The sequence below is a fragment of the Sphingomonas oligoaromativorans genome, from assembly GCF_011762195.1.
In the GTDB taxonomy this organism is placed as follows: domain Bacteria; phylum Pseudomonadota; class Alphaproteobacteria; order Sphingomonadales; family Sphingomonadaceae; genus Solisphingomonas; species Solisphingomonas oligoaromativorans.
In genome coordinates this window covers 13,486-35,073 of the sequence record NZ_JAASQK010000014.1, presented here as the reverse complement: position 1 = coordinate 35,073, position 21,588 = coordinate 13,486, and the positions used below count along the sequence as shown (strand labels likewise).

The following is a 21,588-nucleotide window of genomic DNA, read 5'->3' as shown; positions in this document are numbered from 1 at the left end:
CTGTCCCCGGCCGGTGGCGCGGCTATCAGCGGGATGTGGTTAAACTGATCTCCCGCTACCCGGATGGCATGACCGGTATCGCCCTGCTGCTGCTGCGCTTTTCCTGCGCGGCGGCGGCCTTTCCCGCGCTCGCATCCTGGTGGTCCCGGCCCGACGGCGACGCGCCGGCGGCGATCGCGTCCGCCGGGGGGCTGGCCGTCGCGCTGATGATCGGCCTCGGCACGCGCGCCGTCGGGCTGCTGCTGGCCGTCGCGCTTGCCGCGGGGCTGCTCGCCGCGAAGGGGGACCGCGCGCTGCTGTTGCTGGCGGCCGCCGGCGGCGCCGGCGCGCTCGCCCTGCAAGGGCCGGGCGCCTATTCGGTCGATGCCCATCGTTATGGCCGCCGCGTCATCCGCCTCGCGCCGCGCACCCCGGATCGGGGAGGCGGGGCGTAACCCGTTCCGGGGTTTCGCCGCGTGATGCGCCATGAAAGACTTGTCCGCCTCCAGCCGCAACCGTCCGGGGAAAGCAGGATGAACCAGACAGCGCAATCGGATCGTCCGTTGGTGCTGATCGTCGACGACGACGCCGAGGTCCGCAATTCGATCGAGGAGCTCATGCAGTCGGTCGGGATCGATGCGGTGGGTTTCGCATCGACGCACGAGCTGATGGCCGCGCCCTTGTCCGAGCGACCCGGCTGCCTGATCCTCGACGTGCGGATGCCGGGCTATAGCGGGCTCGACCTTCAGAACCAGCTCGCCGCCAGCGGCAATGCGAAGCCAATCATCTTCGTCACCGGCCATGGCGACATCCCCATGTCGGTGCAGGCGATGAAGGCCGGCGCGATCGATTTCCTGACCAAGCCGTTCCGCGATCAGGCGCTGCTCGACGCCGTGTCGGCCGGGATCGAGCTCGATCGCGCGCAGCGCGTGGAGGCGGAGCGCGTGCGCCGACAGGCCGAACGCTATGCGACGCTCACCACCCGCGAGCGCGAAGTGCTGCGCGAGGTGACCCGCGGCCGGCTCAACAAGCAGATCGGCTATGATCTGGGCATCAGCGAGGTGACGGTGAAGCTGCACCGCAGCAGCGTCATGCGGAAGATGCAGGTGACCTCGCTGGGGGAGCTGATCGGCGCCTGGAACCTGCTGCCCTGCACGCTTCGCCAGATGGCGGCCTAGACCATAGTATGGTTACAATGCCCCCGGAATTCGGCGAGATTCTCCGGCGCCTCACAAGTGGCGCCGGCAAGGGGCCTGTCGTTTGCCCAAAACGTCTCTCATCGCGGTCGTGGACGATAACGAAGCGATGCGTGACGCTCTCCTGAACCTGCTTCAGGTCGAGGGCCTGTATGCGGAGGGCTATGCCGGCGCCGGCGCCTTCCTCGGCGATTTCCCGTCGCGCGCCTTCGCCTGCCTCGTCACGGACGTCCAGATGCCGGGCATCAGCGGGCTGGAGCTGCAATGCCGCCTTCGGGCGATGGGCTCCGACATTCCCGTCATCTTCGTCACCTCGGCCGGGGACGCGGCGACCATGGCCCAGGCCAGGGCGGAGGGCGCGAGCGCCTATCTCACCAAGCCGCTCGCGACGGCCGAGTTCGTCCGCCAGATCCGCGCCGCGCTCGGCGCGCCGGGCCGTCGTTGAGATGGCGCCGGACATGCCCGGGGCGCCGCTCCCGATCGAACTGCAACGGTTCGAGGCGGAGATCGGCCGGCACGACGGCGCCTGCTGGGCATTCGACATCGCGCGGGTCCGCCCGCTGATCGCGTCCGTCGCGGCGGGGCAAGGGCCGGAGGGCTGGATCGAGGCGCTGCTGTCGGGCGCGATCGTCGTCGAGGCGAACGCGAACGCCGTCCATCTCTTCGGGTCTTATGCCGGCCGCCGCCGGATGCTGGGGCAGCCGATGCTCGGCTTCTGGCCGAGGGAAGGAAGGCCGATCCTCGCCGACCTGATCGTCGCGGCGGCCGCGTCGCATCCCCGGCCCTCCACCCGCAGGCTGAGGATGAAATCGCTGGTGCTGGGCGAGCCCCTGTTCGCCGCGCGGATGTGCGACCATCCGGGCCTCCCCGACATCATGTTCCTGGCGATCGTCGCGGACCCGGTCGACGAGCGCTCCTTCTGGTCGCTGCATGTCAGCGAAGCGCGGTACAACAATCTGATCCACCATCTTCCCTTCGCGTTCCTCGAGGTCGATTCGCGGGCGCAGGCCGACATCTTCGACGATCTGCGCCGAAAGGGGCTGAGGAGCGTCGAGGCCTATCTGGACACGAATCCGGCCGACATCATCCGCGCCCGCGAGATCGTGAGGATCACCGACGTCAACGAAAGCGCCGTGCAGCTCTTCGGCGCGCGGGACGCCAGCGAGCTGATCGGCCCGGTCGACCCGCTGTTCGCGGCCTCGCCGGAGACCGCCAGACGCGTGATGATCCATCATTTCGAGGGGCATCGCAGCTATTCCGAGGTCATCAAGCTCAGGACGCTCGACGGGCGCCTGCTCGACGTGTCGCTGTCGGTCACCTATCCGACGCGCCCCGAGCAGCTCGACATCACCCTGATTATGCTCGAGGACATCACCGAGCGCCTGCGCACCGAGGCGCAGCTTCGCCAGTTGCAATCGGACTATACGCGCGCCGCGCGCATCTCGATGCTGGGCGAGCTGGCCTCCTCGATCGCGCATGAGGTCAACCAGCCTCTCTCCGCCATCCTCACCTATGCCGAAACCAGCCTGCGGTGGCTTTCGCGGGAGGACATGAACCTGGAGAAGGTCGCGCAGCTCACCACGCGCATCTCCGACAGCGCCCGCCGGGCCGGCGAGATCGTCCAGCGTATCCGGGGCATGGCCGCACGGCATGTGCCGCGCACGGTGCCGCTCGACCTGAACGAGATCGTGGACGAGGCGCTCCATTTCGTCCGGCACGAGATCGAGACGCGCTCCATCGCGCTGACCGTCCGGCTGGGCCGCGAACTGCCGAAGATCTGCGGGGACAGGGTGCAGCTTCAGCAGGTGATCGTGAATCTCCTCATCAACGCCGTGCAGGCGATCCAGTCCATGGGCAGCCCGTCCGGCGCGATCGGCCTCGCGACCGATCTGGATGAGCGCGGCGCGGTCGCCTTCACCATCCGCGACGACGGGCCGGGCGTGGCCGAGGCCGACATGAGCCGCCTGTTTCAGAGCTTCTTCACCACCAAGGACGAGGGAATGGGCATCGGCCTGGCGATCTGCCAATCGATCATCGTCGCGCATGGAGGGGCGATCGGCGCATCCAGCGAGCCCGACGGCGGCGCACGCTTCTGGTTCTCGCTGCCGGCCTGCCGCTAGCGGGGGAAACGCGCCTACTTCAATTCCTTCAGCGCCATGTCGCGCAGAGTCTTGCGCGCCTGCCCGGAGGTGCGGGCCGCGAAGCCGTCGGAATCCTTCAGCCGATAGAGCCGGGCGAGTTCCTTGAGGGATGCGCGGTAGTCAGCCTCCCGCGCCGCGCACCCGGCGATCGCGGCGTCCGCCACCGCCTCATGATCCTTGATCCTGCGCGACGTGTGGTGCGTCACCTTCAGCACGCAATTGCGCCATTGCGCATAAGCCAGCACCTCGGCGGCGGTGACCCGGTCCTGATCCGAGCTGGCCGCCGAGGGCGGGGCGAGCGGGGCGGCGAGTTGGGCGGCCAGGAGGAAAAGCACGAAGCGCGCTGCCGATCTCTAACGCTTTGCCGTGGCGAGCTGGGCGGGCATCGGGTCACTCACGGGCAAAGGGGCGACGAACGCCTTGCGCCGGGCGGCGAAGGCGTCATCGGACTAGCCAATCCCGTGGCGATAGTCATCCCGGATGCGCACGGTTTCGTTCCGATGCGGCCCGGCGGCCCCGGTCAGAACGCCACGGCGAGGCTCGCATTCGCTCCGTTATACGCGCTCGAATGGCCGGCGAAGCGGCCCTGATAGCCGATCGAGGCGGACAGGCGCGGCGAGAAATTCATGCTGAGGCCGGCCTGCGCCTCGCCCCAGTTGCGATCGGGCACATAGCCGGGCACCGCGAACTCGCCGTTCATCGTGGTGAGGCCGACCTGCACGGCGCGCTGGTGCGCGTCGCCGTCATGGGCATAGGCGATCTCGGCATAGGGATGGATCGTGGCGCCCGCCGCCGGCATCGTCCCCTGAAGGCGCAGGCCCGCCTCGCCGATCAGGGATTTGCGGTTCTGGCCCTCGAACACCATCGCGGTGCTGTCGCCGCTCCCCTCGCTGTAGCGGTTGACGGTCACCCGCTCGAAGATGCCGCGCGCGAAGGGGCCGAAGCGCAGCGCGTCGCCGCCGAACCAGTAGCCCGCCGTCGCATTGGCCGAGATGACGCCGCCATGCGTCGAGCCGGTCTCGATGCGCGTCGCCGGGCCGATCGCGATGGTGCGGCGGATGTCGTGATACCAGAGCTTGCCGCCGCCGCCCTCGGCGCTCAGATAGGCGTGGCCCAGCGCAACTTGCGCGAACACGGTGCCCATCAGCGTGCCGGTGCGGAAATGGCTGAGCTGCGTGTCGGCGTTCTGGTGCGATGTGCCGGCGGTCAGCTCGGCGCCGACGGTGAGGCCGGGCATCAGCGTGCCGAGCACGCCGCCGGTGACGAGCCAGTTGTCATGATCGGCCGGGCGGATCGCCTCGCGCCGGAAATTCTCGTGGGCGAAGCCGCCAGACACGAAGACGCGGGCGTGGGGCGAGGGCGTCATCTGCTCGAACAGCAATTGCTGGGACACGGCGTTGCGTTCGGATTCGAGCGTCACCAGCGGCTGCTCGGCGAGCAGCCCCGCCTGTTGCGAGGCGGTGATCTCGCTTTCGACCACCTGCGCGAACAGGGCGTGGGCGGCGGTCGTCGGATGGACGCCGTCGGCGAAGAGATAATCGCTCGCCGCGTTCGCGCTCACCAGCGTCGCGGGCGTGCAGGTCAGCGAGCTGGAGGTGGTGCAGGCCGGCGTCGTCGTGTTGGCGAAGCCATATTGCGAGGGGCTGGCCAGCACCTCGTTCAGGAAGGCGAAGGTGTTGACCGGGATGATCCCGGTACGGCCGCTCAGATTGGAATCGAGCGCCTGGTTGAACGCCGTCGAAAGCTGGGTGAGCGCGGCGGCGGTGCCGGGGGCGGCGGCATCCTGCGCGGCGGCCTGCGGCGTGCGGCCGATATCGGGCAGCGCGAAGACGACGACATAGCGCGCGCCGGCATCGAGCATCTGGCCGATCAGCCGCGCCTCCTGCACGCCCGCCATGTTGATCGCGAGGCCCGCCTGCGCCGGCGTTTCGAGCGCGGAGACGCCCGCCTGCTGCTGGACCGCGGCGGTGATCTGCGCCGCCACCGCGGCCGCCTGCTGCGCGGGAAGGCCGGCGGTGGCGCCCGCGATCAACTGGGCCGCCGTCGCCGCCGCGCCCACCGAGGTGGCGTGGTAGAAGATGTCGTTGGCGCCGCCGAACACCGAATAGAGCCGGTTCGGATCGAGCCTCGGATTGGCGGCGAGATAGCTGGTGATCTGCTGCGTCTCGGTCTGCACGAAGGCGGGCGCGGCCGGCCCGTTGGTGACGACGCCGGCCGAGCCGACCGCATAGTTGGTGCCCCCGGTGGCGGAGGCCGAGAGCGGGAGGCCGTAGAAGCTTGCCACATCCTCGATCGCGGTATGGCCGGGATTGGTGGTGAAGCGCAGCGGGGCCGGCAGGCCCAATCCGGCCGCATAGTTGCCGCTGTCGCTCAGGCTGTCGCCGAACGCGGTGACGCCGTTGAACGGCCCCGCCGCCTGCGCCGCGCCCGCAAGCGCGATCATCCCGACCAACGCGCTGGTCGCCTTGAGCCCCCTCAGCATCCCCATGTCCTTCCTGTCTTTTATCTGCGGGCGATGCTGGTTCAGCCCGCTCCCGTCCGTCAAGCGCAGGTGCGGCCGGGTTGGGCGCTTCCGGCGCGGCTGTGGCGGCGCGGCGACACGGCCGCCGGAGTCCGCTATGGGCGCGCCATGCAGGACGCAGACCCCATGCCCTACCGGCTTCTCATCGACGGCGCGCTGGTGGAGGGCGCGGCCACGACCGACGTCGTGAACCCCGCGACGGGCCGCCCCTTCGCCACCGCTCCCCGCGCCGATGCCGCGCAGATGGAGCAAGCCGTAGCGTCAGCGCGGCGGGCCTTCCCCGGCTGGGCACGGACGGCGTGGGCGGATCGGCAGGCGCTGCTGGGGGCGATCGCCGACGGGCTGGCCGCGCGGATCGAGCCGTTCGCGGCCCTGCTGACACGGGAACAGGGCAAGACGCTCGCGGAATCGCGCTTCGAGATGGAAGGCGTAATCGCGGCCTTCCGCCACTTCGCCACGCTGGAGCTTGCCCCCCGCGTGCTGCGCGACACGGCGAGCGACCGAATCGTGGAATATCGCCATCCGCTGGGCGTCGTCGCGGCGATCGTGCCGTGGAACTATCCGCTGCTGATGCTGGCGCTGAAGATGGCGCCCGCGCTGCTGGCGGGCAACACGCTGATCGCCAAGCCGGCGCCGACCACGCCGCTCGCCACGCTCAGGCTGGGCGAGATGCTGGCGGGGATGGTGCCGCCGGGCGTGTTCCAGATCCTCACTGACGAAGGCGATCTCGGCGCGCCGCTCGCCGCCCATCCCGGCATCGACCATGTCAGCCTCACCGGATCGACCGCGACCGGCCGCAAGGTGATGGCGGCGGCCGCCGGCAACCTCAAGCGGCTGGTGCTGGAGCTGGGCGGAAACGACGCCGCGCTGCTGCTCGCCGATGCCGACGTGGAGAGGGCGGCGGGGGCGATCTTCGGCAGCGCGATGGCGAACGCCGGGCAGGTCTGCTTCGCGATCAAGCGCGTCTATGCGCCGCGCGCGCTGGTCGATCCGCTGTGCGAGGCGCTGGCGCGACGGGCGGCGGGCGCGGTGGTCGGCGACGGCATGGCGGCGGGCACCACGCTCGGCCCCGTCCAGAACCGCGCCCAGTTCGACCGGCTGCGCGCGCTGCTCGACGAGACGCGGCAGGAAGGCCGGATCGTCGCGGGCGGAGAGGCGCTGGCGGGGGAGGGCTATTTCATCGCCCCCACCATCGTGCGTGATCTCCCCGACGAGGCGCGGCTGGTCCGCGAGGAGCAGTTCGGGCCGATCCTTCCGGTGCTCGGCTATGACGATCTCGAAGATGCCATCGCCCGCATCAACGCCAGCGACTATGGCCTTGGCGGCTCGGTCTGGACCCGCGACGTCGAGCGCGGCATCGCGGTGGCGGCGCGGATCGAGAGCGGCACCGTCTGGGTCAACAAGGCGATCGACCTGCCGTTCGACATTCCGGTCGGCGGCGCGAAGCAGTCCGGCATCGGCCGCCAGCAGGGGATCGAGGGGCTGGAGGAGTTCACCCAGGCGCGCATCGTCAACGCCGCGCGGTGATGCCGCCGGAGCCCGGCCTGTCATGAGGGAGTCGCGATCCGTCGCCAGAATGGGCGCGCGCCGATGGGCATGGACCCCGGCCCCGGAACATGAAGGTGTGAGGATGCCCTCGCTGGTCACGATCGATTTCGAAGCCTCCTGCCTGCCGCGCGACGGCCGGAGCTATCCGATCGAAGTGGGCGTCGCCGACATGGCGGGCTGGTCGCGCGCCTGGCTGATCCGGCCCGAGGCCGAGTGGCGCGACTGGACGTGGCGGGCGGAGGCGCAGGCCCTGCACGGGATCGGGCGCGACCAGCTCGACCGTGACGGACTTCCCGCGAAGCTGGTGATGGCCGAGCTGAACGCCTGCCTCGCCGGCCGCGACGTGATTGCCGACCATGATCTGGATCGCGTCTGGCTGGCGACCCTGTCGGAGGCGGCCGGCATCCGGCCCGCTTTCCGCATCCGCCATGTCGCGGAATTGCTCGACGCATGGCGGCCTTCCGCCGATGTGCTGGAGCGCGCGGTCGAAGCGGCGGATCGGAGCGTCCCTCGCCGCCATCGCGCGGAACCCGATGCGCTCTGGCTCGCGCGCCTCGTCGGGGCGCTGGGGACGGATCGGCGGGCCGTCCGCCCGGCGTTCCGGTGGGCGGATGCCGCGCCCGGCAAGCCCGCCCTGCAAAACGCTGCCTGAAGCGCAGGCGGCTCGCGGCCGCCCGTCAGGCCACCAGCGCGGAGCGGGGCTCCCGGTCGCCCTGCCGGAAGGCCTGCGCGGCGATGGCGAGCTGGGTGCGGTTGCGGACGTTGAGCTTGCGCATCAGCGCCGTCATGTGCGCCTTCACCGTCGCCTCGGCGATGCCGAGATCGAAGGCGATCTGCTTGTTGAGCAGGCCGGAATGGACGCCCTGCATCACCTTGAACTGCGTCGGCGTCAGCCTGACGGCGCTCTCGTCCGGTTCCGCGGCGTGATTCTGCGCTATGGCGATCCTGTCCATGACACCCTCTCATCTTCCCTTGGCGATCCGGCCTCGCTGGCGAGCCGCGCCTTGATCCTCGAGCCGTTGTCCGGCCTCTTCCTGCGTCCGATTCTCACCCATGGGGCTGAATCGGTTGGACAGGTTTAGGCTATGTTCGAAATGGGTATCCCGTCAATCCGCCATTTTGCTGTGGCGACAGACTGAAAAGCTGTCATACAGGTCACATCGATCAAGAATGCGGGAAAAATCACCCGCGCAAGGTCTGGAGAGGGCGATGAGGGGCATGTGGAGCGGCGCGGCGGCGAAGGGCCGGCAGGGCGCGGAGGCGCGCCGATGACGGCCGAGGACGCGCGGCTGATCGTTTCCGCCATTGTCGGCATCGCGCTGGCGGTCGGCCTGATCGTCAAGGGGCGACTGCATCCCTTCGTCGGCCTGCTCTGCGGCGCCTTCACCGTCGGCCTGCTCGCCGGCATCCCGACCGTCGACGCCGCCAAGGCGGTGGAGAAGGGCGTCGGCGACATCCTCGGCGGCACCGGGCTCGTCGTGGCGCTCGGCCTGTCGCTCGGCGCCATGCTGCAACTCTCCAACGGCGCCTCGTCGCTGGCGCACGCCGTGCTGCGCCTGACCGGGGACCGCGGCGCGCCCTGGTTGAGCCTGCTCGCGGCGATGGTGATCGGCCTGCCGCTGTTCTTCGAGACCGGGCTGGTGCTGCTGCTGCCGATCACCATGGCGGTGGCGGCGAGCCTGCCGGAGGCCGCGCGCTCGCGCGATGCGGCGAAGCTGCGGCTGGTCATGCCGGCGCTGGCGGGCCTCTCGGTGCTCCATGCGCTGGTGCCGCCGCATCCCGGCCCGCTGCTCGCGGTCAACACGCTGGGCGCCGATCTCGGCCGGACGATCGTCTACGGCCTGATCGTGGCGATCCCGACCGCGATCCTCTCCGGCCCCGTCCTCAGCCGCTTCACGACACGCGGTATCACGCTTTCCGACGCCGTCATCGAGGCACCCGAGACGGAGGCGACGGCGCCCAACCTCTGGCTCTCGCTGCTGGTGCTGCTGATGCCGGTGGTGCTGATCGCGAGCGCGCAGGTGCTGCCGCTGCTGCCGGCCTCGCTCAGCGGGCGGCTGGGCGGGCTCAGCGCCTGGGGCCATCCGGTGCTGGCGCTGCTCGTCACCAACCTCCTGGCGCTGCCGCTGCTGTTCGGGCGGCGGATGATGGTCGCCTCAGTGCAGGAGCGGATCTGGACCGAGACGATGAAGCCCGCCGGCGCGATCCTGCTCGCCATCGGCGCGGGCGGGGCGCTGAAGCAGGTGCTGGTCACCGCCGGCCTCTCGACGCTGCTCGCCCGCTGGGCCGAGACGGGCGGCCTCTCGCCGATCCTGCTGGCATGGATGGTCGCCGTCGGCGTCCGTCTGGCGACCGGCTCGGCGACGGTGGCGACGATCACGACGGCGGGCATCATGTCCGGCGTGGCGGCGACGACCGGCGTCTCGCCCGAATGGCTGGTGCTGGCGATCGGCGCGGGCTCGATCTTCTTCTCGCACGTCAACGATCCGGGCTTCTGGCTGGTGAAGAGCTATGTCGGCACCAGCACGGCGGACACGTTCCGCACATGGTCCGTCATGGAGACGGCGGTGTCGGTGCTGGGCCTGATCTTCATCCTGATCGTCAGCCAGGTGCTGGCATGAGCGAGGGGCGGCTGGCCGACCGGGCCTATACGCGCATCGTCGCGATCATCAACGAGGACGGCCTCCAGATCGGCGACCGCCTGCCGTCCGAGGCGCAGCTCGCGCAGACCTTCGGCATATCGCGTACGGTGGTGCGCGAGGCGCTCGTCCGGCTGGCGTCGGACGGGATCACCGAGGCGCGGCGCGGCGCCGGCTCCTATGTGAAGCGCCGCCCGTCCGAGCGGCTGGGCGCGCACATGCCGATGTCGGACCTGTCGGCGACGCTCGGCACCTATGAGGTGCGCTTCGTGCTGGAGGCGGAGGCGGCGCGGCTGGCGGCGATGCGCCGCTCGTCCGAGCAGATGGGCGAGATCGAGCGCGCGCTGGCCGGGCTGCGGACGGCGCTCCTCTCCAGCGGCCCGGCGCATGACGAGGACTGGGGGCTGCACCGCGCGATCGCGCTGGCGACGTCGAACCCCGCCTTCCTCGCGACCTTCGATCATCTCCATGACGATGTGGACCGCATCCTCAAGGCCGGCGTCGACATCTCCCGCTCGCGGCCGCCGGCCGCCATCGAGGCGATGATCTCCGAGCATGAGATGATCGTCGACGCGATCCGTGCGCAGGATGCGGAAGGGGCGGCGCTGGCGATGCGCTGGCACCTTTCGCAGGGGCGCAAGCGGCTGATGCCATAGAGCTTTACGACTTTGGTCGCGGCTGTCCGGGCCTGCGATCCTGATTATCGCCCCACTATCCCCTTGATAAGGCGCAAAGCATGAACCTCAAGCTGGTCGCGGCCGCGTTGCTTCTCTCCACCTCGTCGGCCGCGCTGGCGGCCTCGCCCTCGGTCTTCGCGGTGGCGCCGGCCGAGCCGGGCGCGGTCACCGTGCAGGGCGCCGGCGACGGCAAGGCCGACGACAGCGCCGCGATCCAGAAGGCGATCGACACGGCGGCGAACAAGGGCGCGGGCGGGATCGTCTTCCTGCCGTCCGGCCGTTACCGCATCACGCGCAGCCTGCTGGTGCCGCCGGCGGTGCGCATCTTCGGCGTCGGCGCGACGCGGCCGGTGATCCTGCTGGGCGACCGCACGCCGGGCTTCGGCAAGGGCATCGCCACGATGATGATGTTCACCGGCGGGCCGGGCTTCCTGCCGGGGCATAAGGTGGCCGTGCCGCCGCTCGGGAGCGTGCCGTTCAGCGACAAGGTGTCGGATGCCAATTCGGGCTCCTTCTACGGCGCGCTCTCCAACGTGGATTTCGAGATCGGCGCGGGCAATCCGGCGGCGACGGCGGTGCGCTTCCATGCGGCGCAGCACGCCTATCTGAGCCATGTGGACATGCGGATCGGATCGGGCCTCGCGGGGCTCTATCAGGTCGGCAACGAGATGGAGGACGTGCATTTCCATGGCGGCCGCTACGGCATCCTGACCGAGAAGACCTCGCCGGCATGGCAGTTCACGCTGATCGACAGCTCGTTCGACGGCCAGCGCGAGGCGGCGATCCGTGAGCATGAGGCAGGGCTGACCCTGGTCAATGTCCGCATCAGCGACACGCCCGTCGGGATCGATATCGATCAGGGCTATGGCGACTGGCTGTGGGGCAAGGATGTCCGCTTCGAGAATGTCTCGAAGGCGGGTGTCGTCATCTCGAACGAGGGCAACGCCTATACCCAGATCGGCTTCGAGAATGCGCTGGCGAGCAGGACGCCGACCTTCGCGCGCTTCCCGGATACGGGCAAGACGGTGGCGGGGTCGGGCGCGGCCTATCGGGTCAAGGCGTTCGACTATGGCCTGAAGCTTGTGGGCTTCGGCGATGCCGGGACGTTCGCGACCAAGATGGAGGCGGAGCCGCTCTCCTCGCTTCCCGCGGCCCGGACACCTGCGATCCGTGAGCTCCCGCCCATTTCCGAGTGGACCAGCGTCAAGGACTTGGGCGCCAGAGGCGACGGCACCACCGACGACACCGCCGCGATCCAGCAGGCGATCGCCAGCCATCGCGTGCTCTATTTCCCGATGGGACATTATGTCGTCTCCGACACGCTGAAGCTGAAGCCGGATACCGTCCTCATCGGCCTCCACCCGAGCCGCACCCAGATCGTGCTGGCCGAGAAGACACCGGCTTATGCGGGCGTCGGCGCGGCCAAGGCGCTGGTCGAGGCGCCGCAGGGCGGCACTAACATCGTCACGGGCCTCGGCCTGTTCACCGGCGGCGTGAACCCGCGGGCGAGCGCGCTGATCTGGCGCGCGGGCGAACACTCGCTGGTCGATGACGTGAAGATCGAGGGCGGCCACGGCACGATCACCGCCGACGGCCATCGCTTCGATCCCTATGACGCCACCCACTCCGCCGATGCCGACCCCGCCAAGCGCTGGGACGGGCAGCATCCGAGCATCTGGGTGACCGACGGCGGCGGCGGCACCTTCGCCAATGTGTGGAGCCCGGACACCTATGCCCAGTCGGGTATGCTGGTCTCCAACACGAAGACGCCCGGCCATGTCTACGAGCTGTCGGTCGAGCATCACGTCCGCAACGAGATCGTGCTCGACGGCGTGGAGAATTGGGAGTTCCTCGCCCCTCAGACCGAGGAGGAGGCCGGCGAGAGCCAGGACACCGTCTCGATCGAGGTGCGCAACTCGCGCAACATCCTGTTCGCCAATTACCACGCCTATCGCGTGACGCGCAGTGTGAAGCCGGCGCTGACGGCGGCGCGGCTGTTCAACTCGTCGGACATCCGCTTCCGCAACGTGCATGTGAATGCCGAGAGCGGCTTCTCCACCTGCGACGCCAATGGCTGCGGGACATATTTGCGGGTGAGCAAGTTCCCGTATGAGAACACGATCCTCGACATGACCCACAAGCTGGCGGTGCGTCAGCGCGAGTTCGCCAGCTTCGACGTGCCGGCCGATCCGGTGGCGGCGGCGCCGGCCTCGCTGGCCCCGGTTCAGAAGCTGGAGGACGGCTTCTACTCGATCTCCGGCGCGGCGGTGGACGCATCCGGCAAGCTCTACTTCGTCGATCACCGCTTCCAGCGCATCTATGGCTGGGCTGAGAAGGAAGGGCTCTCGATCGAGCGCGACGCGCCGCTCGATCCGGTCAACCTCGCCTTCGACAAGTCCGGCAATCTGATGGTGCTGTCCTCGGATGGCCCCGAGGCGACGGTCTACAGCTTCAAGCCGGGCACCACCGATCCGATCAGGCTGATCCAGCCGACGCCGGTGGGCCAGCATCCGGGGGCCAGCATCGCGCTTCCCGTCAACACCTGGGTGAATGGCGAGTTCAGGGATCAGCTCGATCCGAAGACGATGCGTTTCACCACGCTGCACGAGATGTATGTCCGCGATGCCGGCACGGCGAAGACGCGCGAATATGTCTCGCCGGACGGCAGCCTCGCGCTTCCGGCCTTCCGCGTCTATCAGCAGGGGCCGGGCAACCATCTCGGCTGGCGCTTCTCCGACACGCTGGACAGCTATGGCTTCGTGACGGCGAAGGCGGGCGAGCGGGCCTATGTCGTCAACGGCTCGGAGGATCGCACCTACAGCGCGCTTGTCGGCGCGGCCGGGCAGCTCACCGATCTCAAGCCTTTCGCGAACCGTGGTGGCGAAGGCGTCGCGCAGGGACCGGACGGCCGCGTCTATGTGCTGAACGGCGAGGTGTTCGTCTACGCGGCCGACGGCAAGGAGCTGGGCCGGATCATGGTGCCCGAGCGGCCGATCCAGATCGTCTTCGGCGGCGAGGGGGGCAGGACGCTCTTCATCCTGACCCACCATGCGCTCTACGCGGCCAAGCCCTGATCCCGTTTACGAACGTCAGGCGATGCGACCGGGGCTCTGGACCCCGGCCTTCGCCGGGGTGACGATCAGGTTCGAGGGCAACGGGCGGCCCCCGAGGGGCACCGGCTAGCGCCGAGGGATCAGAAAACCCTCGTCGCTCAGCCAGTCGTCGAGCCGATCGGGCCAGTGCTGGATCGAGATGCGCTCGGAGTGCATCGCGAGGTTGAAGCCATGGTCGGTGTCCGCGAACATGTGCAGCTCCGCCGACACGCCCGCATGGCGGAGCTGGTCGTAGAGCGCGAGCGCGGGCGTCGCGCAGCATGGGTCGATCGAGCCCGCCGCGATGAAGGCGGGCGGCGCCCCGGCCACGGCCTTGCCCGGCGTGCCGAGCGGCCCCGGATAGATCAGCACCTGAAAGTCGGGCCGCGCGCTCTCGCGGTCGATGGCGTCGGTGGCGGGCGCGGGGTTGTCCGCCACCAGCGACACCAGCTCGCCGCCCGCCGAAAAGCCCATGATGCCGATGCGGTGCGGATCGACGCCATAGTCGGCGGCGTGCGCGCGCACCCAGCGGATCGCGCGGCGGGCATCGGCGGCGGCGTCGCCCTCGATCGTGTAGGTGGAGCCCGGCTCACGCGCGAGCCGGTATTTCAGCACGAAGCTGGTGACGCCGTAGCGGTTGAGCGCCTTGGCCGGCACCACGCCCTCGTTCTGGAAGACGAGCATCCGGTGCCCGCCGCCGGGGACGACGATGATCGCCGCGCCGTTGGCGTGCTTCGGATCGGCGCGGAAGACGGTCAGCGAGGGGTTGTGGACGTTGTGGACATAGGCGCCGCCCTCCAGCCGCTCCGCCTCGCCGGCGTGGCGCTCCGATCCGGGCGCGCCGTGGGGCCAGATCGGGATGGCGGCGTCCTCGGGCGCCGGCGCCGCATGGACCGGCCCCGCACAGGCCAGCAGAAGGGCGAGGAGGGGACGGCGGAAGGTCATGGGCGGGCTCCCTGTCGGATGGCTTGGGAAGGTCAGCGTGGCGTGTCGGCCCGGCGCAGCCAGTCGAGGCTGGCCTCGCGCAGTTGATCGAGCGGGCGCGCGCCGTCGAGCACGAGGACGGGTTCCTCCGCCTCCGGCTGCTCCAGCGTGGCGAGCTGGCTGTCGAGCAGGCTCGCCGGCATGTAATGGCCCGGCCGGTTGTTCATCCGGTGGACCAGCTCCTCCCGGCTCGTCTCGGGCAGGATGAAGGCGGCCGGCACGCCCACCGCCGCGGCCAGGCGCGCGCGATAGCTGTGCTTGAGCGCCGAGCAGGCCGCCACCGCCAGCCCGTCCGCCAGCACCGCCTCGCGGATGCCGGCGCCGAGCCGGTCCAGCCATGGCCAGCGATCGGCGTCGTCGAGGGGGATGCCGGCGCGCATCTTGGCGACGGCGGCTGCGTCGTGGAACGAATCGCCCTCCAGGAAGCGGCAGCCCAGCGCGCGCGCCAGCTCCGCTCCGAGCGTCGACTTGCCACTGCCGCTGACGCCCATGACGATGATCGCCCTCGGCCCGAAACCGGCCGTGTCGGATTGCGTCTGCACGTCTCTTCCCTTTGTGTTCGCTAAGACCCTGAAAAAATGCGGCCCAGCTTTCGCCAGGCCGCCAGTCGGGGAAAACCGACAACGTTATCAAGCGGATTCGACACGCTTGCCAATTACGACCTTGGTCGCGGCTGTTTCACCCGTGAAGAGCGATTAGGCCCCATCAAATTCTATGCGGGAGGCATGCGGCGACGCATCGGCCCATCCGCCTGTAGTTTCTGGAACAACAAGCGGGGATCGCATGAAATCGCGTTGGATGGCGGCTGCTGCTCTCGGTGCTGTTATCGCTCCCATGACGGCGGCGCTGGCCGTGCCGTCCGCGCTGCCCGTGGCGCCGGCGGATGGCGGTGCCGTGACGGTCCACGGCGTGGGCGACGGCAAGGCCGACGATACCGCCGCGATCCAGCAGGCGATCGACACCGCCTTCGCAAAGGGCAAGGGCGGCATCGTCTTCCTGCCGTCGGGGCGCTACCGCATCACGCGGACCGTCTTCATCCGCTCGGCGGTGCGCGTGTTCGGCGTGGGCGCGACGCGGCCGGTGATCGTCCTTGGCGATCGCACCCCCGGCTTCGCCACCGGCGTGAAGACGATGCTGAGCTTCACCGGCGAGGATCAGTATCAGATCGGCACCGTCGCCTTCCCGCCGACGACCAGCGTGCCGTTCGACCGCAAGATCCAGGATGCGACGTCGAGCACCTTCTATTCGGCGCTCAGCAATGTCGACATCGAGATCGGCGCGGGCAATCCGGCGGCGACGGGCGTGCGCTTCCGCGTCGCGCAGCATGGCTTCCTGCGGCATGTCGACATGCGGATCGGATCGGGCCTCGCGGGCGCGTATCAGGTCGGCAACGTCATGGAGGACGTGCATTTCCATGGCGGCCGCTACGGCATCCTGACCGAGAAGACCTCGCCTGCGTGGCAGTTCACGCTGATCGACAGCTCGTTCGACGGCCAGCGCGAGGCGGCGATCCGCGAGCATGAGGCGGGGCTGACCCTGGTCAATGTCCGCATCGCAAACACCCCGATCGGGATCGACATCGATCAGGGTTATGGCGACTGGCTGTGGGGCAAGGACGTCCGCTTCGAGAATGTCGCCAAGGCGGGTGTCGTGATCTCGAACGAGGGCAACGCCTATACCCAGATCGGCTTCGAGAACGCGCTGGCGAGCAGGACGCCGACCTTTGCGCGCTTCCGGGACAGCGGCAAGACGGTGGCTGGGCAGGGCGGCGCTTATCGGGTCAAGGCGTTCGACTATGGCCTGAAGCTTGTGGGCTTCGGCGATGCCGGCCAGTTCGCGACCAAGATGGAGGCGGAGCCGCTTTCCTCGCTTCCGGCAGCCCGGACGCCCGCGATCCGCGACCTGCCTCCCATCTCGGAATGGACCAGCGTCAGGGACTTGGGCGCCAGAGGCGACGGATCGACCGACGACACGGCCGCGATCCAGCAGGCGATCGCCGGCCATCGCGTGCTCTATTTCCCGATGGGGCATTATGTCGTCTCCGACACGCTCAGGCTGAAGCCGGATACGGTGCTGATCGGCCTCCACCCGAGCCGCACCCAGATCGTGCTGCCGGACAACGCCCCTGCTTATGCGGGCGTCGGCGCGGCCAGGGCGCTGGTCGAGGCGCCGCAGGGCGGCACCAACATCGTCACGGGCCTTGGCCTGTTCACCGGCGGGGTGAACCCGCGGGCGAGCGCGCTGATCTGGCGCGCGGGCGAAAGTTCGCTCGTCGATGACGTCAAGATTCAGGGCGGCGGCGGCACTTTGATGGCCGACGGCAGGCATCTCGACATGTCGAAGCCCGGCTATCGCTGGGACGGGCAGCATCCGAGCATCTGGGTGACCGATGGCGGCGGCGGCACCTTCGCCGATATCTGGTCGCCCAACACCTTCGCGCAGGCCGGGTTCGTCGTCACCGACACGAAGACGCCGGGCCATGTCTACGAGCTTTCCAACGAGCATCACGTCCGCAACGAGATCGTGCTGGACGGCGTGGAGAATTGGGAGTTCCTCGCCCCCCAGACCGAGCAGGAGGTGCGCGACGGCGTCGACACGGTGTCGCTGGAGGTGCGCAACTCGCGCAACATCCTGTTCGCCAACTATCATGGCTATCGTGTCACCCGGACGATCAAGCCCGCGCTGGCGGCGGTGCGGTTGTTCAATTCGTCCGACATCCGTTTCCGCAACGTGCATGTGAACGCCGAGAGCGGCTTCGCCACCTGCGATGCGGCCGGGTGCGCCACCTATCTGCGCGCGAGCAAGTTCCCGTTCGAGAACGCCATCCTCGACATGACCCACAAGCTGGCGGTGCGCCAGCGCGAGTTCGCCAGCTTCGACGTGCCGGCCGATCCGGTGGCGGCGGCATCGGCCTCGCTCGCGCCGGTTCAGAAGCTGGAGGACGGCTTCTACTCGATCTCCGGCGCGGCGGTGGACGCATCCGGCAAGCTCTATTTCGTCGATCATCGCTTCCAGCGCATCTATGGCTGGAGCGAGAAGGAAGGGCTCTCGATCGAGCGGGATGCGCCGCTCGATCCGGTCAACCTCGCCTTCGACAAGTCCGGCAACCTGATGGTGCTGTCCTCGGACGGCCCCGAGGCGACGGTCTACAGCTTCAAGCCGGGCACCACCGATCCGATCACGCTGATCCAGCCGACGCCGGTGAGCCAGCATCCGGGGGCCGGCATCGCGCTTCCGGTCAACACCTGGGTGAACGGCGAGTTCAGGGATCAGCTCGATCCGAAGACGATGCGTTTCACCACGCTCCACGAGATGTATGTCCGCGATGCCGGCACGCCCAAGACGCGCGAATATGTCTCGCCGGACGGCAGCCTCGCGCTGCCTGCTTATCGGGTGCTGACGCAGGGACCGGCCAACCATCTCGGCTGGCGCTGGTCGGACACGCTGGACAGCTATGGCTTCGTCACCGGCGAACCCGGCAAGCGTGTCTTCGTGGTCAACGGCTCGGAAGACCGCACCTACAGCGCGCTTGTCGGCGCGGCCGGGCAGCTCACCGATCTCAAGCCCTTCGCGAACCGGGGCGGCGAGGGTGTCGCGCAAGGCCCCGACGGCCGCGTCTATGTGCTGAACGGCGAGGTCTTCGTCTACGCGGCCGACGGCAAGGAACTGGGCCGGATCATGGTGCCCGAACGACCCATCCAGATCCTGTTCGGCGGCGCGGACGGCCGCACGCTCTTCATTCTCACGCACCGCGCTTTGTACGCGGCCAAGCCCTGATCGACGAACAGCAAAACAAAAGGGAGGATATATGACCAGGCATGAAACGACGCCGCTCGCTCCGGCCCCCGGCCTGAAGCGCCGGGCGATGCTGCTGGCGGGCGCGACCATCGCGGGCTTCGCGCTGGTGGCCCCGGCCTATGCGCAGGATACCAGCGCGCCGGCCCCCGCGCCCTCGATCGCCAGCACCGCCCAGCCGCAGGACGAAGCGGCCCCGCCGCAGCAGATCATCGTGACGGGCTCGCGCATCACCGCCAGCGGCTTTACCGCGCCGACGCCGACGCAGGTGCTCGGCACGGCGGACATCGCCAAGCAGGCCCAGCCCAACATCTTCAACACCATCGCCGAGCTGCCCTCGTTGCAGGGCTCCACCGGCGTCACGACGGGCACCAACAGCACGTCGAGCGGCACGCAGGGCCTCAGCTCCTTCTCGCTGCGCGGCCTCGGCACGATCCGCACGCTGACGCTGCTCGACGGCCAGCGTATCGTCGGCGCGAACGTCACCGGCGTGCCGGACATCAGCCTGATGCCCCAGCTCCTCATCAAGCGCGTCGACGTGGTGACGGGCGGTGCCTCGGCCTCCTGGGGCTCGGACGCGGTGGGCGGCGTCGTCAACTTCGTCACCGACAAGCATTTCGAGGGCTTCAAGGCCAACGTCCAGAGCGGCGTGACCACCTATGGCGACGATGGCCAGTATCTCGCCCAGGTGGCGGCCGGAAAGAGCTTCCTCGACGATCGCCTGCATGTCGAGGTGAGCGGTGAATATGACCATGAGAATGGCGTGCCGGCCGGCGGCTTCGGCGAGGAGGCGCCGGGCGGACGCGACTGGTACACGACGGCCACCCTCTTCAACCGTGGCGTCACCAACGACGGCTCGCCGCAATATCTCTACCGCGAGCACGCGCAGGCCTATCAATATGGCAAATATGGCCTGATTACCGCCGGCCCGCTTCAGGGCACGGCCTTCGATTATAACGGCAATCCCTTCGCCTATCAGTATGGCTCGAACGGCGTGCCGGCGAAGAATGCGGCCGGCACGGTGACGGGCTGCTACAATTTCTGCCAGGGCGGCGATCTGTCGGGCAATGTCGGCATCGGCACCTCGCTCCAGTCGCGGCTCCAGCGTCTCAACGGCTATGGCCGGATCGGCTTCGACATCGCGCCCCAGAACGAGATCTACGCCACCGTCAACGTCGCGCGGGTGCGGACGTCGAACCAGCCCAATCCGGGCATGGCGCGATCGGGCATCACGCTGCAATGCGCCAATCCCTATGTGCCGACGGCGATTCAGGACGCATGTGCGGCGGACGGGATCACCCAGTTCCAATATGGCGTGAGCAACGCGATCCTGCCCAACATCAAGGTGAGCCCCGAGCGCACCCAGTATCGCTTCGTCGGCGGGGCGGACGGCAAGTTCACCGCGCTCGGCAGCGACTGGAGCTACGACGCCTATTACGAGCATGGCGAGAACGTCACCGACATCCGCGTGCAGAACATGACGCTGGTGCCGCGCTACAACGCGGCGATCCAGGCGATCAACCTCAACGGCCAGATCGTGTGCGCGGACCCGGTGGCGCGGGCCAATGGCTGCGTGCCGATCAACATCATCGGCGGCGCCCCGCTCACCGCCGAGCAGCTTGCCTATATCCAGCCGGGCAATGGCCCGTTCCAGCACACGCGCCAGACGCAGGACGCGGCCAGCATCAGCCTCAACGGCCAGCCCGTGTCGCTCTGGGCGGGGCCGCTCTCGGTCGCGCTGGGCGCCGAATATCGGCGTGAGCATTACAAGGTGAGCGGCGACGTCTATGGCAACGGCGTCACCGACGACAATGCCTATGACGCCGATTATCCCGCCGATCCGCTGCTGAACAGCGCCGGCGGCAACTGGTATGCCGGCAATTATCATGACGGCCGCGGCTCCTATGACGTCAAGGAAGCCTTCCTCGAACTGAACGTGCCGCTGTTCGATTCGCACACGATCGGCAAGGCCAACCTCAACATGGCCGGCCGCTGGACGGACTACAGCACCTCCGGCACCGTCTATACATGGAAGATCGGCGGCACCTGGGATACGCCGCTGGACGGCGTCCGCCTGCGCGCCGTGACATCGCGCGACGTGCGCGCGCCCAACCTGTCCGAGCTGTTCGCGGCGCCGATCTCGGTCAACGTGCCCAACGTGTTCGATCCGTTCAACAACCGTTCGGTCAACGTGTCGCAGAACACGGTCGGCAATCCGAACCTGAAGCCGGAAATCGCGCGCAACACCGAGGCGGGCTTCACCCTGTCGCGGCCGCACTGGCTGCCCGGTTTCAGCTTCTCGTTCGATTATTACCGGATCAAGATCAAGGGCGCGATCTCGTCGCTCTCGGCGCAGGACCAGATCAACTACTGCCATGCCGGCGTGACCCAGCTCTGCGGCTCCTTCTTCCTGGATTCGCCGGACAACACGGGCAATTTCGTCAACGTCCAGCCGTTCAACCTCGCCTCGATCTTCACCGACGGCTTCGACATCGAGGCGAGCTATCGGTGGGAGCGGCCGCTGGGCCTCGACGGCAATCTGGCGATCCGCGGTCTGGCGACCAACGTGCGCAACTACATCACCAACAACGGCCTGCCGGGCGCGATCCCGATCCAGCAGGCGGGCGTGAACAGCGGCGCGACGCCGAAGTGGAAGCTGCTGGGGGTCGAGAGCTACGATACCGACAAGTTCAGCATCACGCTCACCCAGCGCTGGTTCAGCGACGGCGTGTTCGGAAACCAGTATATCGTCTGTGGCGCCGGGAATTGCCCGGTATCGACCAACAACAACCCGACCATCGATTATAACAAGATGAAGGGCGCCTTCTATTTCGACGTTGGCGGTTCCTACAACGTCACCAAGCTGTGGCAGGTCTATTTCAAGGTCGACAATCTGTTCAACCGCGACCCCACCCCCTCGCCGCAGACCAACACCGGCGTGGACATCAACCCGCAGCTCTATGACGTGCTGGGCCGCATGTTCCGCGTCGGCGTGCGTTACAACTTCTGATCGAAA

The 21,588-nt window shown here is 68.5% G+C and carries 16 protein-coding genes; 11 read left to right on the top strand and 5 right to left on the bottom strand.

The features are described 5' to 3' along the window. Window positions 1–68: 68 nt before the first annotated feature. The 4 genes from FHS98_RS17850 to FHS98_RS17835 all read left to right on the top strand — a co-directional run bounded on the left by FHS98_RS17850 (window position 69) and on the right by FHS98_RS17835 (window position 3,295). Window positions 69–434, top strand: a complete 366-nt coding sequence (locus FHS98_RS17850) for a hypothetical protein (protein ID WP_167108534.1) — start codon at window positions 69–71, stop codon at window positions 432–434. A 78-nt stretch (window positions 435–512) separates the two neighbouring features. After that, a complete protein-coding gene (locus tag FHS98_RS17845; protein ID WP_167108532.1) occupies window positions 513–1,157 on the top strand; it encodes a response regulator transcription factor in 645 nt (214 codons plus the stop codon). Window positions 1,158–1,266: 109 nt separating this feature from the next. Next, window positions 1,267–1,620, top strand: coding sequence for a response regulator transcription factor (locus tag FHS98_RS17840; RefSeq protein WP_341786102.1), 354 nt, complete (start codon window positions 1,267–1,269; stop codon window positions 1,618–1,620). Between the two features lie 13 nt (window positions 1,621–1,633). Beyond that, entirely contained in the window at window positions 1,634–3,295 is a 1,662-nt protein-coding gene (locus FHS98_RS17835; RefSeq protein ID WP_243848100.1) for a sensor histidine kinase, read from the top strand. Window positions 3,296–3,309: 14 nt separating this feature from the next. Here the strand turns inward: FHS98_RS17835 and FHS98_RS17830 are convergent, their stop codons facing one another. Beyond that, window positions 3,310–3,651 carry a hypothetical protein gene (locus FHS98_RS17830; protein ID WP_167108523.1) on the bottom strand — a complete coding sequence of 114 codons (342 nt, stop codon included), beginning with the start codon at window positions 3,649–3,651 and terminating at the stop codon, window positions 3,310–3,312. 185 nt (window positions 3,652–3,836) lie between these two features. Beyond that, window positions 3,837–5,798 carry an autotransporter domain-containing protein gene (locus tag FHS98_RS17825; protein ID WP_167108520.1) on the bottom strand — a complete coding sequence of 654 codons (1,962 nt, stop codon included), beginning with the start codon at window positions 5,796–5,798 and terminating at the stop codon, window positions 3,837–3,839. Window positions 5,799–5,963: 165 nt separating this feature from the next. On the opposite strand from FHS98_RS17825, the gene FHS98_RS17820 reads away from it, so the two are divergent. Both FHS98_RS17820 and FHS98_RS17815 read left to right on the top strand, forming a co-directional pair. Next, the gene (locus FHS98_RS17820; RefSeq protein ID WP_167108549.1) at window positions 5,964–7,364 is read left to right on the top strand and encodes an aldehyde dehydrogenase family protein; all 1,401 of its coding nucleotides are present in this window, start codon (window positions 5,964–5,966) and stop codon (window positions 7,362–7,364) included. 103 nt (window positions 7,365–7,467) lie between these two features. Then, the gene (locus FHS98_RS17815) at window positions 7,468–8,037 is read left to right on the top strand and encodes a 3'-5' exonuclease (protein WP_167108504.1); all 570 of its coding nucleotides are present in this window, start codon (window positions 7,468–7,470) and stop codon (window positions 8,035–8,037) included. 25 nt (window positions 8,038–8,062) lie between these two features. On the opposite strand, the gene FHS98_RS17810 is transcribed toward FHS98_RS17815, so the two are convergent. After that, the gene (locus FHS98_RS17810; protein WP_167108501.1) at window positions 8,063–8,338 is read right to left on the bottom strand and encodes a helix-turn-helix domain-containing protein; all 276 of its coding nucleotides are present in this window, start codon (window positions 8,336–8,338) and stop codon (window positions 8,063–8,065) included. A gap of 315 nt (window positions 8,339–8,653) precedes the next feature. On the opposite strand from FHS98_RS17810, the gene FHS98_RS17805 reads away from it, so the two are divergent. From FHS98_RS17805 to FHS98_RS17795, 3 genes are all read left to right on the top strand, one after another. Beyond that, window positions 8,654–10,006 carry a GntP family permease gene (locus FHS98_RS17805; RefSeq protein WP_167108498.1) on the top strand — a complete coding sequence of 451 codons (1,353 nt, stop codon included), beginning with the start codon at window positions 8,654–8,656 and terminating at the stop codon, window positions 10,004–10,006. Continuing rightward, the gene (locus FHS98_RS17800; protein ID WP_167108495.1) at window positions 10,003–10,680 is read left to right on the top strand and encodes a FadR/GntR family transcriptional regulator; all 678 of its coding nucleotides are present in this window, start codon (window positions 10,003–10,005) and stop codon (window positions 10,678–10,680) included. Before FHS98_RS17805 ends, FHS98_RS17800 begins: the two co-directional genes overlap by 4 nt. Before the next feature lie 80 nt (window positions 10,681–10,760). Next, window positions 10,761–13,775 (top strand): glycosyl hydrolase family 28-related protein, encoded by a 3,015-nt coding sequence (locus FHS98_RS17795; RefSeq protein ID WP_167108492.1) that lies wholly within the window; start codon window positions 10,761–10,763, stop codon window positions 13,773–13,775. Between the two features lie 105 nt (window positions 13,776–13,880). Here the strand turns inward: FHS98_RS17795 and FHS98_RS17790 are convergent, their stop codons facing one another. Continuing rightward, window positions 13,881–14,738 (bottom strand): alpha/beta hydrolase, encoded by an 858-nt coding sequence (locus FHS98_RS17790; protein ID WP_167108490.1) that lies wholly within the window; start codon window positions 14,736–14,738, stop codon window positions 13,881–13,883. A gap of 32 nt (window positions 14,739–14,770) precedes the next feature. After that, a complete protein-coding gene (locus FHS98_RS17785; protein WP_167108487.1) occupies window positions 14,771–15,319 on the bottom strand; it encodes a gluconokinase in 549 nt (182 codons plus the stop codon). A 241-nt stretch (window positions 15,320–15,560) separates the two neighbouring features. Between FHS98_RS17785 and FHS98_RS17780 the strand changes: the two genes are divergently transcribed. Further along, a complete protein-coding gene (locus FHS98_RS17780; protein WP_167108484.1) occupies window positions 15,561–18,554 on the top strand; it encodes a glycosyl hydrolase family 28-related protein in 2,994 nt (997 codons plus the stop codon). 88 nt (window positions 18,555–18,642) lie between these two features. After that, window positions 18,643–21,582: a TonB-dependent receptor domain-containing protein gene (locus tag FHS98_RS17775; RefSeq protein WP_425057363.1), complete on the top strand. Its 2,940-nt coding sequence runs from the start codon at window positions 18,643–18,645 to the stop codon at window positions 21,580–21,582. Window positions 21,583–21,588: the final 6 nt, after the last annotated feature.